Below are 13,776 nucleotides of genomic sequence, written 5' to 3' on the forward strand. Positions count from 1 at the left end.
CCGCCAGGGACGGCAGCCGTGACTAGACCATCGCCAGCGGGTGCTTGCGCTGGGGTGCGCCAAACACCCGATCGATTGCGTCCAGGTCGTGCTCATCCAGCACCAGTTGCGCGGCGCTGGCGTTGAGCCGCACGTGCTCGGGAGTAACGGCCTTGGGGATCGCGATCACACCGTCCTGGCGCAGCACCCAGGCCAGGCACACCTGGGCTGGGGTGACGTCATGGCGTCGGGCGATCTGCTTGAGTGTGCTGCTGTCCAGCAATGCGCCGCCCTGGGCAATCGGGCAATAAGCCATTAGCGGCAGATGGTGTTGTTGCCACCAGGGCAACAGGTCGAATTCGATGCCGCGCTCTTCGATGTTGTAGAGCACCTGGTTGGTGGCGCATGCCGGGGCGGCGAGCTCCTGGAGATCTGCCACATCGAAGTTGGACACGCCCCAGCGGCCGATCTTGCCGGCTTCGCGCAGGCGCTCGAAGGCTTCGACAGTTTCTTCAAGGGGATACTGGCCACGCCAGTGCAGCAAGTACAGATCGATGTAGTCCGTGCCCATGCGTTGCAGGCTGGCGTCGCAGGCGCGCGGCACACCTTTGTGGCTGGCGTTGTGCGGATACACCTTGCTGACCAGGAACACCCGGTCACGCCTGCCGCGAATGGCTTCGCCGACGACTGCTTCGGCGCCGCCTTCGCCATACATTTCAGCGGTATCGATCAGGGTCATGCCCTCGTCGATCCCCAGTTGCAACGCGGCAACTTCAGCGCGGCGCTGGCCGGGGTCTTCGCCCATGCGCCAGGTGCCCTGGCCGATAACAGGGACCGGAACACCGGCCAGATCAATGGTACGCATGACAACCTCCTGATGAGTTCGCGGATAAACAGTGTGGCATTGGCCGGACAAAAGGGTTCAATCGCAGTATGGTTGGCGCCTGCCAACTCGCCAGGAAGTACCTGCAATGCTGTTTGTCGTCATGCTCGGGGGCAAGCACCCACGGGCCCGGATTGAAGTGCACGATGTGGTGTTCGCCGTGGCGGACACGCTGCAAGCCACCTACCCGCAACTGCGCGACGCCTGGTTTGGCAGCGCCAAGGGCGTGCACATCGATTCGTGGATGGCGGTAGACGGCGTGGATGGCTGGAAGGTCCAACTCAGTCACCTCGCCCCCCAGGCCGATGCCCCGCGCCTGTATTTCATCAACCTCGGTGGTTATGCAGCCAACGTGTTTGGCGAGGCGCATCAGTATGTGCTGGTTGTGGCACGCACTGCGCGGGAGGCGAAAGCGTTGGGCAAGCAGCAGATGCTGCGACACTGGGCCCAGGCGCATACCGATGCCGTGATGGATATAGACGACTGCCTGCCGATCGATCTGGTGGATGGGCGCTATGTTCACCTTGAACAAGCCCCACACCGGCCGATCGTGCAGCACAACGACTACATCGTGCTGCCCTGACACATCAAACGGTCCGCTGCGGTGGGTCAGGAAGATTGAGGTATCTGGATTTGGGGCGGCTTCGCCACCCGGCGCGGGGCAAGCCCGCTCACTACATGGCGCGGTCGCGGTTGGGTGGCATGGGGCGTTGGTCAGGCGTGTCGGAACACCAGCGGAACTTTGCCGGGAAATAACCGCCTGAATCCGGTAGGCTCACCCTTTTTATTCAAGGAGTTAATCCCCATGGCCAAAGCCACCGCCCGCCACATCCTCGTTTCCACTGAAGACAAGTGCAACGAACTCAAGGCCCAAATCGAAGGCGGCGCTGATTTCGCAGAAATCGCCAAAGCCAATTCCAGCTGCCCATCCAGCCGCGACGGCGGCAATCTGGGTTCGTTCGGCCCAGGCCAGATGGTCAAGGAATTCGACACCGTCGTCTTCAGCGCCCCGGTCAACACCGTGCAAGGCCCTGTGAAGACCCAGTTCGGCTACCACCTGCTGGAAGTCACCAGCCGCCAGGACTGATCCGGTCTGCGCTGATGCCCTACACAACGGCCCGCCTTTTGGTGGGCCGTTGTGCATGTGATGACTGGCGACGCTGCCGTCGTTAGCGTACAAATCCCTATTCTTCTATACGCGGCGTTCAAGGCTGATAATGCGACTGGCTTTTTCTACCCTGCTTAGCTCTACCCTGGCCCTGCTGCTGGCCAGCAGCGCCGTGATCGCGGCACCGCTGCCGTACCTCACGGTCTATGGCGAGCCGGCCAAGTACCCCGCCGGCTTCCACCACTTTGACTACGTCAACCCCAATGCGCCCAAGGGCGGCAACCTACGGCGCTCGGCCATTGAGATCGGGCGCTTTGACCATGTGCTGCCCTACATCGACAAAGGCATCGGTGTGTCCCAGGTCGACGGCTGGCTCTATTCGCCCCTGGCCCAGCGCTCCCTGGATGAGCCTTACACGGTGTATGGCCTGGTTGCCGAGAAGATGGAGCGCGCCGAAGACGGCCTGTCGCTGCGCTTCTTCCTCAATCCCAAGGCGCGTTTCGCCGACGGCACGCCCATCACCGCCGAAGACGTGCGCTACACCTATAACCTGCTGATGACCCAAGGCCGCCTTGGCTTTCGCACGCTGTTCGCCGACGTCAAGCACGTCGAAGTCGAAGGTGAGCGCCAGGTACGCTTCGATTTCTCCAGCAATGAAAACCGCACCCTGCCCCTCGACCTCGCGACCCTGCCGGTGCTGCCCGAGCACTGGTGGAAAACCCGCGACTTCGCCAACGGCGGCGGCTACGAGGCACCACTGGGCAGCGGCCCGTATAAAGTCAGCAAGATCGATTCCGGCAGCACCATCACCTTTACCCGTGACCCCGACTGGTGGGGCAAGGACCTGCCCGTCAGCCGCGGCCTGTACAACTTCGATCACCTGAGCCTGGAATATTTCGGCGATACCGAAGTAGCGCGCCAGGTCTTGCGCGGCGGCGCCTATGACTTCAACCGCGAGTTTTCCGCCACCGGCTATTCCATCGGCTACAACGGCCCGGCCCTCGACGACGGTCGCCTGCAACGCGCGCATTTGGCCAAGCAGATGCCGCAACCGGCCCAGGGCTACGTGTTCAATGTGCAAAAACCGATGTTCAAGGACCGCCGCGTACGCCAAGCCCTGGCGATGCTGTGGGATTTCGAATGGGCCAACCGGCAGATGATGCGCAACATGTACATCCGCCAGCAGAGCTTCTTCTCCAACAGCCCGCTGGCCGCCAGCCAACCGCCGACCCCAGAGGAACTGGCGATCCTCGAACCCTTGCGCGGGCAAATTCCCGACGAAGTCTTTACGCAAGTGTTCAAGGCCCCGGTCACCGACGGCAGCGGCATGATCCGCGACAAACAACTGCAAGCCCTGGCCCTGCTGGAAGAAGCCGGCTGGAAACCCGACGGCGACCGCCTGGTCAACGCCGACGGCGAGCCGCTGGAGTTCACCTTCCTCAACACCCAGAACGGCCTTGAGCGCCTGCTGCTGCCGTACAAACGCAACCTCGCGCAAATCGGCATCACCTTGAATATCCGCCGTATCGACTCCTCGCAGTACGTCAACCGGATGATGGCGCGCGACTACGACATGATCGTGGTCGGCTTCCCGGTCACTACTTCGCCGGGGATGGAGTTGTACAACTACTTCGGCTCAGACGCCGCGTTCGATCCCGGCGCCAACAACTACATGGTCCTCAAGGACCCGGCGGTCGATACCTTGATCAAGGGCCTGGTCAAGGCCGACACCCAGGCGCAGATGCTCACCTACGCCCACGCCCTGGACCGGGTGCTGCAATGGAATTACCTGTGGATTCCCAACTACTACCCGCCCGGCACGTCCGCCGCATGGTGGAACCGCTTCGGCCGCCCTGCCGTCGAGGCGAAAAACGATGAAGCCCTGGAAAGCTGGTGGGAAATCAGCCCTACACCGCTGACAAACGAGCAGATGCAAAAACGCGGAGGCCGCCACTGATGCTTGCTTATATCGTACGGCGCCTGCTGCTGATCATCCCCACGCTGGTGATTATCCTGCTGGTCAACTTCGTCATCGTGCAGGCCGCCCCCGGCGGCCCGGTGGAACAAGCCATCGCCCACCTGCAAGGCATCGGCGGCGGCGCGGTCGGCAGCTCGGGCGGTGACGGCATCAGCGGCGGCTCCCGGGCCAGTCGCGGCCTGGACCCGAAGCTGATCAAGGACATCGAAAAACAATACGGTTTCGACAAGCCCGCACCGGAACGCCTGTGGCTGATGCTGACCAGCTACGCCAAGCTGGATTTCGGCAACAGCTTCTTTCGCGGCAAAACAGTGATCGACCTGATCCTGGAGAAAATGCCCGTCACCATCTCCCTCGGCCTGTGGGCCACCCTGATCACCTACCTGGTGTCGATCCCCCTGGGGATTCGCAAGGCGGTGCGCCATGGCAGCAGCTTTGATGTGTGGAGCAGCACCGCCATCGTCATCGGCTACGCCATGCCAGCGTTCCTGTTTGCGATGTTCTTGATCGTGGTCTTCGCCGGCGGCACCTCGCTGAACTGGTTCCCGGTGCGCGGGTTGGTCTCGGAAAACTTCGAGGAACTGAGCACCGTCGGCAAGATCGCCGACTACTTCTGGCACCTGGTGTTGCCGGTCACTTCGCTGGTGATCGGCGGTTTCGCCACCCTGACCATCCTCACCAAAAACTCGTTCCTCAATGAAATCACGCGCCAATACGTGGTCACCGCGCGCGCCAAGGGCTTGAGCGAACGGCGGGTGCTGTACGGCCATGTGTTCCGCAACGCCATGTTGCTGGTGATCTCGGGGATTCCCCAGGCGTTTATCAGCGTATTCTTTGCCGGTTCGCTGCTGATCGAGGTGATTTTCTCCCTCGACGGCCTCGGGCGCATGAGTTACGAAGCGGCGGTGTCGCGGGATTATCCGGTGGTGTTCGGCTCGCTGTTTATCTTCACCTTGTTCGGCCTCTTGATAAAACTCATTGGTGACCTCTGCTACACCCTGGTCGACCCGCGTATCGACTTCGCCGCGAGGAACGCCTGATGTTCAACCTGTCTCCCGTGGCCCGTCGACGCTTCGAACGGTTCAAGAAAAACCGCCGTGGCTGGTGGTCGCTGTGGCTGTTTATCGGCCTGTTCATCCTGACCCTCGGCGGCGAGTTGATCGCCAATGACAAGCCCCTGGTGCTGAGCTTCAAGAACGAGCTGTATTTCCCGGTGTTCAAGCGCTACACCGAGCAGCAGTTCGGCGGCCAGCTGCCGTTCCAGGCCGACTACCGCAGTGACTACGTGCAAAAACTGATCAAACAGGACGGCGGCTGGATGCTGTTCCCGCCGGTCCCGTTCAGCGACGATACGCCCAACTACGAACTGACCCGCCCTGCCCCCAGCCCGCCTTCGGCCGTGAACTGGCTGGGCACCGATGACCAGTCGCGGGATGTGCTGGCGCGGGTGATCTTTGGCGCGCGGGTCTCGATCCTGTTTGCCCTGGCGCTCACCGCGATCAGTGCCGCCATCGGCATTGCCGCCGGTGCGTTGCAGGGTTACTACGGCGGCTGGGTCGACCTGATCGGCCAGCGGGTGCTGGAGGTGTGGTCGGGGCTGCCGGTGCTGTACCTGTTGATCATCCTGTCGGGCTTTGTCGAGCCGAATTTCTGGTGGTTGCTGGGGATCATGGCGCTGTTTTCCTGGCTGGCCCTGGTGGACGTGGTACGCGCCGAGTTCCTGCGCGGACGCAACCTGGAGTACGTCAAGGCCGCTCGCGCACTGGGCCTGAGCGACGCCAAGATCATCCGCCGACACATCCTGCCGAATGCCATGACCGCAACCTTGAGCTACCTGCCTTTTATTCTGACCGGTGCGATTTCCACCCTCAGCGCCCTGGACTTCCTCGGCTTCGGCATGCCCGCCGGCAGCGCCTCGCTGGGTGAATTGATCGCCCAGGGCAAGCAGAACCTGCAAGCGCCGTGGCTGGGCCTGACGGCGTTTTTCACCCTGGCACTGATCCTGTCGCTGCTGGTGTTTATCGGCGAGGCATTACGTGATGCCTTCGACCCCCGTTCATGAGTGACTGCAGATGAACCTGATCGAAATCCGCGACCTCAGCGTCGCCTTCAGTGGCCAGACCGTAGTGAACAAGCTGAGCCTGGACGTACGCCCCGGCGAGTGCCTGGCACTGGTGGGCGAATCGGGCTCGGGCAAGTCGGTGACGGCCCACTCGATCCTGCAATTGCTGCCCGAAGCCGGCACGCAAACCACAGGCTCGATCCAGTACCGCGGCCAGGAGCTGATGGGCGCGCCAGCCTCGACTCTGCAAAAGCTGCGCGGCAACCGCATTGCAATGATCTTCCAGGAGCCAATGACGTCCCTGAACCCACTGCACAGCATTGAAAAACAGATCGGCGAAACCCTGCTGTTGCACAAGGGCCTGGGCGGCAAGGCGGCGCAGGCGCGCATCCTCGAATTGCTCGATCTGGTGGGCATCCAGAACCCCCGGGAACGCCTCAAGGCCTACCCGCACCAACTCTCCGGCGGCCAGCGCCAACGGGTCATCATTGCCATGGCCCTGGCCTGCGAGCCGGAACTGCTGATCGCCGACGAACCCACCACCGCGCTGGACGTGACGGTGCAGCGCAAGATCCTGCTGCTGCTCAAGTCCCTGCAACAACGCCTGGGCATGTCGTTGCTGCTGATCAGCCACGACCTCAACCTGGTGCGCAGCATTGCCCAGCGCGTGTGCGTGATGCATGCCGGCGAGATCGTCGAGCAGGCCGATTGCCAGACCTTGTTCAACGCACCGCAGCACCCTTACAGCCGCCTGCTGCTGGATGCCGAGCCGGCGGGTGAAACGCTGTGCAGCGAGGAGCGCGAGACCGTGTTACAGGTTGACGACCTGACCGTGCAATTCCCCCTCGGCGGCGGCCTGTTCCAGCGCAAAACCTACCTGCGCGCGGTGGACGGCATCAGCCTCAGTGTGCAGCGCGGCAAGACCCTGGGGATTGTCGGCGAATCGGGCTCGGGCAAATCCACCCTGGGCCAGGCGATCCTGCGCTTGCTCGACTCCACCGGCAGCATCCGCTTCCAGGGCGAAGCCCTCGACCCGCTCAATCATCAGCAGATGCGCCCGTGGCGCAAGCAGATGCAGGTGGTGTTCCAGGACCCTTACGGCAGCCTCAGCCCACGCATGACAGTACAGCAGATCATCAGCGAAGGCCTCGAAGTGCATGCGCCGTGCAGCGTTGCAGACCGTGACGCGCAGGTGATCCAGGTGCTCAAGGACGTCGGCCTCGACCCTGCCAGCCGGCATCGTTACCCCCATGAATTCTCTGGCGGCCAACGTCAACGGATCGCCATCGCCCGCGCCCTGGTGCTCAAGCCCGCATTGATGTTGCTGGATGAGCCGACCTCGGCCCTCGACCGCACGGTGCAGAAGCAGGTGGTAGCGCTGTTGCGTGAGTTACAGGAGAAGTACGGCCTGACCTACCTGTTTATCAGCCATGACCTGGCGGTGGTGCGGGCAATGGCCCATGACATGATCGTGATCAAGGACGGCAAGGTCGTGGAGCGCGGCGCAAGCCAGCAGGTATTCGAAGCGCCCCAGCACGCCTACACCCAGGAGCTGCTGGCCGCCGCGCACATCCCCCTGTAAACCCATCCCCCTGTGGGAGATGGCTTGCCTGCTCCCACAGGACCGCACTCCCACTCCCATTTTGTGTTGGCGACATAAGCATGAACACCAACGAAAGCCTCAAGGATTACCAACAGGTGCGCGGCCTGGCCATCCAGTCGCTGTTCGAGATCATCGAGCAGTCCAGTGAAGGCACGGTGATTGTCGACCGCGACGCGAATATCGTCTGGATGAACGAGCGCTACGCCAAGCGTTTCGGCTTGAAAAGCGCCGACGAGGCCATCGGCCAGCCGTGCGAACAGGTGATCTCCAACAGCCTGCTACGCCAGGTGGTGCGCAATGACCAGCCGATCCTGCTGGATATACAGGACACACCCAAAGGCCCGCTGGTGGTGATGCGCCTGCCGATCCACAACGATGCCGGCGCGGTCATTGGTGCGATTGGCTTTGCGCTGTTTGATGAGCTGCGCAACCTGTCGCCGCTGATCGAACGCTACCTGAGCATGCAGCAGGAACTGGCTTCGACCCGCTCGTTGCTGCGTTCGCGACAGAGCAAATACAACTTCGCGCACTTTATCGGCACCAGCGCCGCCAGCCTCGAAGTCAAGCGCCGTGCGCGGCGCAGTGCCAGTGCCGAGTCGCCGGTGTTGCTGCTCGGCGAAACCGGCACCGGCAAGGAGCTGCTGGCCCAGGCGATTCACGGCGCATCGAAGCGGGCACACAAGGCGTTTGTCAGCGTCAACAGCGCGGCGATTCCGGCCGACCTGCTGGAGGCCGAGTTCTTCGGCACCGCGCCGGGTGCATTTACCGGCGCCGACCGCAAGGGCCGTCCCGGCAAGTTCCAGATTGCCCAGGGCGGCACCTTGTTCCTCGACGAAATCGGCGATATGCCCCTGCCCCTGCAAAGCAAATTGCTGCGGGTGTTGCAGGAAAAGGAGTTCGAGCCGGTAGGCTCCAACGAGATGCTGCACAGCGATGTACGGGTGATTGCCGCCACGTCCATGGACCTGGAGGCAGCGATCAAGCGTGGCGAGTTTCGTGCGGACCTGTATTACCGCCTGAATGTATTGCCGATCCAGGTGCCGCCGTTGCGTGAACGATTGGAGGACATCCCAGCGTTGAGCGAAGCGATTCTGGAGGAGTTGCGCAGCCAGCACGAACTGGATCGCGAAGCCCTGGCGCTGCTGGCGCAACATGCGTGGCCGGGGAATATTCGCGAACTGCGCAATGTGCTGGAACGGGCGGCGTTGCTCAGTGATGACCTGGTGTTGAACGCCGAGGAAATTCGCGCAGCCATCGGCACCTTCACCCCGGTGCAACGCACTGCCGTGGCGACGGTAGCGGGCGAAAGCTTCAGCGCGGCGCGGGAGCGCTTTGACCGGCAGATCATTGCGGCGGCGTTGGCGGCCTGTGGCGGGAATGTGGTGGAGGCAGCCAAGCGGCTGGGGCTTGGCCGCTCGACGCTGTACAAAAAGATGCTGGCCCTCGGCATCGCCTAGTCTCAAAACAGAGACAGCACTCTCCCTATCAAGACACTCGCCTGTGGAAGCGGGCTTGCCCGCGAAGGCGGTGGTGCAGCCGACGCATCTGTGACTGATACTGCGCCTTCGCGAGCAAGCCCGCTCCCACATTTGTTCCGCGCCCGTCTCAAATTCGAGACAATACTCGCAGCAGCCACCAGAAAGAAATAATTTATCCTTATATTTCAATAACTTAATATCTTGGCACGCATCTCGCTATAGCTTCTCCCCACCGCAACACCCACAAAAATAACAATTCGATCTGGAGACACTCCATGAGTGTAATCATCGCCCTGGCAGCCCTCGCGCTGCTGATGCTGGCTGCCTACCGTGGCTATAGCGTTATCCTGTTTGCCCCCATCGCCGCCCTCGGCGCCGTCCTGCTCACCGACCCGTCCGCCGTCGCGCCTGCCTTTACCGGGGTGTTCATGGAGAAGATGGTCGGCTTTATCAAACTGTATTTCCCGGTGTTCCTGCTCGGTGCGGTGTTCGGCAAGCTGATCGAGCTGTCGGGCTTTTCCCGTTCGATTGTGGCCGCCGCGATCCGCTTGCTCGGCACCCGCCAGGCAATGCTGGTGATCGTGCTGGTCTGCGCCCTGCTCACCTACGGCGGTGTGTCGCTGTTTGTGGTGGTGTTTGCGGTGTACCCATTTGCCGCGGAGATGTTCCGCCAAAGCAATATCCCCAAGCGCCTGATCCCGGCGACCATCGCCCTCGGCGCCTTTTCGTTCACCATGGACGCCCTGCCCGGCACGCCACAGATCCAGAACATCATCCCCAGCACCTTTTTCAACACCACCGCCTGGGCTGCGCCGTGGCTGGGCCTGATTGGCACGGTCTTCGTGTTCTGCGCCGGCATGCTCTACCTCGCGCGCCAGCGCAACAAGGCGCAGCGCGCCGGTGAAGGGTATGGCACCGAGTTGCGCAATGAGCCGGAAACCGCTGAAAACCTGGCGCTGCCCAACCCGTGGATCGCGCTGTCGCCGCTGATCCTGGTGGGGGTGATGAACCTGCTGTTCACCCACTGGATCCCGCAGTGGTACGGCAAGACCCACAGCCTCGCGCTGCCGGGCATGAGCGCGCCGGTGACCACCGAGATCGCCAAGCTCACTGCGATCTGGGCGGTGCAGGCTGCGTTGCTGGTGGGGATTATCGTGGTGCTGGTGTTCGGCTTCTCCGCGATCAAAAGCAAGCTTGCCGAAGGCAGCAAAAGCGCGGTCAGCGGCGCGTTGCTGGCGGCGATGAACACCGCGTCGGAATACGGCTTCGGCGCGGTGATTGCCTCGCTGCCGGGCTTTTTGGTACTGGCAGACTGGCTCAAGGGCATTCCCAACCCGCTGGTCAACGAAGCGATCACCGTGACGCTACTGGCCGGTATCACCGGGTCCGCGTCGGGTGGCATGAGCATTGCGCTGGCGGCCATGTCCGAGAGCTTTATTTCAGCAGCCCATGCGGCCAATATCCCCCTTGAAGTGCTGCACCGCGTCGCCGCCATGGCCAGCGGCGGCATGGACACCCTGCCCCACAACGGCGCGGTGATCACGCTGCTGGCGGTCACCGGCCTGACCCACCGCGAAGCCTACAAGGACATTTTCGGCATTACGATTATCAAGACCCTCGCGGTGTTCGTGGTGATCGGTACTTTCTACGCCACTGGCATTGTGTGAGGTTTTCATGACGACATTGAACGGCAAGACCGCCCTGGTCACCGGTTCCACCAGCGGTATCGGCCTGGGCATCGCATTGAGCCTGGCCAAAGCCGGCGCCAACCTGATCCTCAACGGCTTCGGCGACGCCAGCGCGGTGATCGCCCAGGTGCAGGCGTTCGGCGGCAAGGTCGGGCATCACCCGGCCGACGTCAGCGACCCGGCGCAGATCGCCGACATGCTCGCCTACGCCGAGCGCGAGTTCGGCGGCGTCGACATTCTGGTCAACAACGCCGGCATCCAGCATGTGGCGGCGGTGGAAGACTTCCCCACCGAGCGCTGGGATTCGATCATCGCCATCAACCTGTCGTCGGTGTTCCACAGCACGCGCTTGAGCCTGCCGGGCATGAAAGCCAAGGGCTGGGGGCGCATCGTCAACATCGCCTCGGTACACGGCCAGGTCGGTTCGGTGGGCAAGGCGGCCTATGTGGCGGCCAAGCACGGCGTGATTGGCCTGACCAAGGTGGTGGGCCTGGAGACCGCGACCAGCAACGTGACGTGCAACGCCATCTGCCCGGGCTGGGTATTGACGCCGCTGGTGCAGAAGCAGATTGATGATCGCATCGCCACGGGCGTGGACCCGCAGCAAGCGCAGCATGATTTGCTGGCAGAGAAGCAGCCGTCGCTGGAATTTGTGACGCCGCCGCAGTTGGGTGAGTTGGTGCTGTTCCTGTGCAGCGAAGCCGGCAGCCAAGTGCGTGGTGCGGCGTGGAACATCGATGGCGGCTGGTTGGCCCAATAAACGCAAACCTAGACAACACTGGAGATACAAATGTAGGCAAGGGCTTGTGTGGAAGCGGGCTTGCTCGCGAAGGCGGTGGTTCAGCCCAAGCATCTGTGACTGATACTCCGCCTTCGCGAGCAAGCCCGCTCCCACATTGGGCCTGTGTTGCCTGGCAGACTCAAACAAGAACAAGAGATCTCGCAATGTCCGACATCCTCTGGCAACCCTCCCCGGAACGCATCGCCAATACGCGCATGGACCAGTTCCGCCGCTACATCAACAGCCACTACAACGTGCAACTCAACGACTACCCCGCCCTGCACCAGTGGAGCATCGACCAGCGCCCCGACTTCTGGCAGGCCATCGTCAGCTTTTTCGACGTGCAGTTTCGCAGCCCGCCCAGCGCCGTACTGATTGAACAAAGCGCCATGCCCAGCGCCCAATGGTTCCCCGGCGCCACCCTGAATTTTGCCGAGCACCTGCTGCGCCGCCGCGACGATCACCCCGCCGTGGTCGCCATCAGCGAAGACGGCCAGCGCGAGCAGTTGACCTACGCCGAACTGGCCGCACACGTCGCGGGCCTGCAAACAAGCCTGCGGGCCATCGGCGTGACCCAGGGCGACCGCGTCGCCGCGTGCATGCCCAATACCTGGCAAACCCTGGTGGGCATGCTTGCCACCACCAGCCTTGGCGCGATCTGGTCATGCTCATCGCCGGATTTCGGCACCCAGGGTGTAATCGACCGCTTCGGCCAGATCGAACCCAAGGTGCTGATCAGCTGCGCCGGTTATCGCTATGCGGGCAAAGATATCGATCAAAGCGCCAAGCTCAATGAAATCCTCGAACGCCTGCCGTCCCTGGAGCAACTGATCGTGGTGCCGTACGCCAAGCCCCAGGCGCGGGTCGAGGACTACCGGAGCGCGGCCAACGTCGCCCTGTGGGACGACTTCTACCGACCCGGCGGCGATCCGCAATTCGTCGCGGTGCCGTTCGATCATCCGCTGTACATCCTTTATTCCAGCGGCACCACCGGGGTGCCCAAGTGCATCATCCACGGCACCGGCGGCGTGCTGCTCACGCACCTCAAGGAACACGGCCTGCATGCCGATCTGTGCCGTGAGGATTGCCTGTTCTACTACACCACCTGCGGCTGGATGATGTGGAACTGGCTGGTGTCGGTACTGGCCATCGGCGCCACAGCGGTGCTGTATGACGGTTCGCCGTTCCACCCTGGGCCCGAGCGCTTGCTCGACTTGATCGATGCCGAACAGATCAGCGTGTTCGGCACCAGCCCCAAGTTTCTCGCCACCCTGGAAAAGGCCGGTCTGCAACCGCGCTTGAGTCACGATTTGCGCAGCCTCAAAGGCTTGATCTCCACCGGCTCGCCCCTCTCGCCACAGAGCTACGACTACGTGTACCGCGAGATCAAGGGCGAGCTGTGCCTGTCGTCCATGTCTGGCGGCACCGATATTGTGTCCTGCTTTGTGATCGGCAACCCGGTGCTGCCGGTGCGCCGGGGCGAGATGCAGTGCAAGAGCCTGGCGATGGCCATTGAGGTGTGGAACGACCGCGGCCAGCCGTTGATCGGTGAAAAAGGCGAGTTGGTCTGCACCCGGCACTTCCCGGCGATGCCCATCGGCTTGTGGAACGATCCGCACCAGACGAAGCTGCGCGCCTCGTATTTCAGCCAGTTCCCTGGCGTCTGGGCCCAGGGCGACTACGCCGAGCAACGCCCGAACGGCAGCCTGCTGATCCACGGGCGCTCCGACGCCGTGCTCAACCCCGGCGGCGTGCGAATCGGCACGGCAGAGATCTATCGCCAGGTGGAAAAAGTCCCGCAAGTCATGGAAAGCCTGGCCATCGGCCAACGTTGGCAGGATGACGTACGGGTGGTGCTGTTTGTACGCCTGGGCGACGGCATCGCCCTGGATGAGGCGCTGGAGCAGCAGATCCGCCACGTCATCCGCGCCAACACCACGCCGCGCCATGTGCCGGCGAAGATCCTCGCCGTCACCGACATCCCGCGCACCATCAGCGGCAAGATCGTCGAATTGGCAGTGCGCAATGTGGTACACGGCGAGCCGGTGAAAAACACCGATGCGCTGGCCAATCCCGAGGCCTTGGAGCAGTTTCGCGACCGGCCTGAACTGGCTTGATAGATGAAAGGTTTCAGCCCTGAGCCACTCATTTGAAGACAAAACCCCAATGCATGCTATTTTTCGAGGGGTAGTCAGCCGTTCCCTTGTCACGGGATA

Annotated in this window: 11 protein-coding genes; 10 read left to right on the forward strand and 1 reads right to left on the reverse strand. The window is 62.5% G+C overall.

Annotated features, from left to right (window positions below; all coding sequences use genetic code 11):
* Window positions 1-22: 22 nt before the first annotated feature.
* Window positions 23-844: an aldo/keto reductase gene (locus OPU96_RS24075; RefSeq protein WP_226457327.1), complete on the reverse strand. Its 822-nt coding sequence runs from the start codon at window positions 842-844 to the stop codon at window positions 23-25.
* A gap of 106 nt (window positions 845-950) precedes the next feature.
* Between OPU96_RS24075 and OPU96_RS24080 the strand changes: the two genes are divergently transcribed.
* From OPU96_RS24080 to OPU96_RS24125, 10 genes are all read left to right on the forward strand, one after another.
* Complete coding sequence (locus OPU96_RS24080; protein WP_226457326.1) at window positions 951-1,445, forward strand: DUF1543 domain-containing protein; 495 nt, start codon at window positions 951-953, stop codon at window positions 1,443-1,445.
* Between the two features lie 222 nt (window positions 1,446-1,667).
* A complete protein-coding gene (locus tag OPU96_RS24085) occupies window positions 1,668-1,949 on the forward strand; it encodes a peptidylprolyl isomerase (RefSeq protein ID WP_010210937.1) in 282 nt (93 codons plus the stop codon).
* 130 nt (window positions 1,950-2,079) lie between these two features.
* The gene (locus OPU96_RS24090) at window positions 2,080-3,927 is read left to right on the forward strand and encodes an extracellular solute-binding protein (RefSeq protein ID WP_226457325.1); all 1,848 of its coding nucleotides are present in this window, start codon (window positions 2,080-2,082) and stop codon (window positions 3,925-3,927) included.
* Window positions 3,927-4,988, forward strand: coding sequence for a microcin C ABC transporter permease YejB (locus OPU96_RS24095; RefSeq protein ID WP_498559826.1), 1,062 nt, complete (start codon window positions 3,927-3,929; stop codon window positions 4,986-4,988). Before OPU96_RS24090 ends, OPU96_RS24095 begins: the two co-directional genes overlap by 1 nt.
* Window positions 4,988-6,010 carry an ABC transporter permease gene (locus OPU96_RS24100; RefSeq protein ID WP_226457324.1) on the forward strand — a complete coding sequence of 341 codons (1,023 nt, stop codon included), beginning with the start codon at window positions 4,988-4,990 and terminating at the stop codon, window positions 6,008-6,010. The genes OPU96_RS24095 and OPU96_RS24100 overlap by 1 nt, the downstream gene beginning before the upstream one ends.
* Before the next feature lie 10 nt (window positions 6,011-6,020).
* Window positions 6,021-7,592, forward strand: coding sequence for an ABC transporter ATP-binding protein (locus OPU96_RS24105; RefSeq protein WP_498559827.1), 1,572 nt, complete (start codon window positions 6,021-6,023; stop codon window positions 7,590-7,592).
* An 80-nt stretch (window positions 7,593-7,672) separates the two neighbouring features.
* On the forward strand, window positions 7,673-9,070 hold the full coding sequence (locus tag OPU96_RS24110; protein ID WP_226457322.1) for a sigma-54 interaction domain-containing protein: 1,398 nt from the start codon (window positions 7,673-7,675) through the stop codon (window positions 9,068-9,070).
* 296 nt (window positions 9,071-9,366) lie between these two features.
* Window positions 9,367-10,758, forward strand: coding sequence for a GntP family permease (locus OPU96_RS24115; protein ID WP_192300832.1), 1,392 nt, complete (start codon window positions 9,367-9,369; stop codon window positions 10,756-10,758).
* 7 nt (window positions 10,759-10,765) lie between these two features.
* Entirely contained in the window at window positions 10,766-11,539 is a 774-nt protein-coding gene (locus tag OPU96_RS24120) for a 3-hydroxybutyrate dehydrogenase (RefSeq protein ID WP_192300831.1), read from the forward strand.
* A 185-nt stretch (window positions 11,540-11,724) separates the two neighbouring features.
* Entirely contained in the window at window positions 11,725-13,677 is a 1,953-nt protein-coding gene (locus tag OPU96_RS24125) for an acetoacetate--CoA ligase (RefSeq protein ID WP_498559828.1), read from the forward strand.
* Window positions 13,678-13,776: the final 99 nt, after the last annotated feature.

The organism is Pseudomonas sp. RP-B7 (assembly GCF_059803535.1).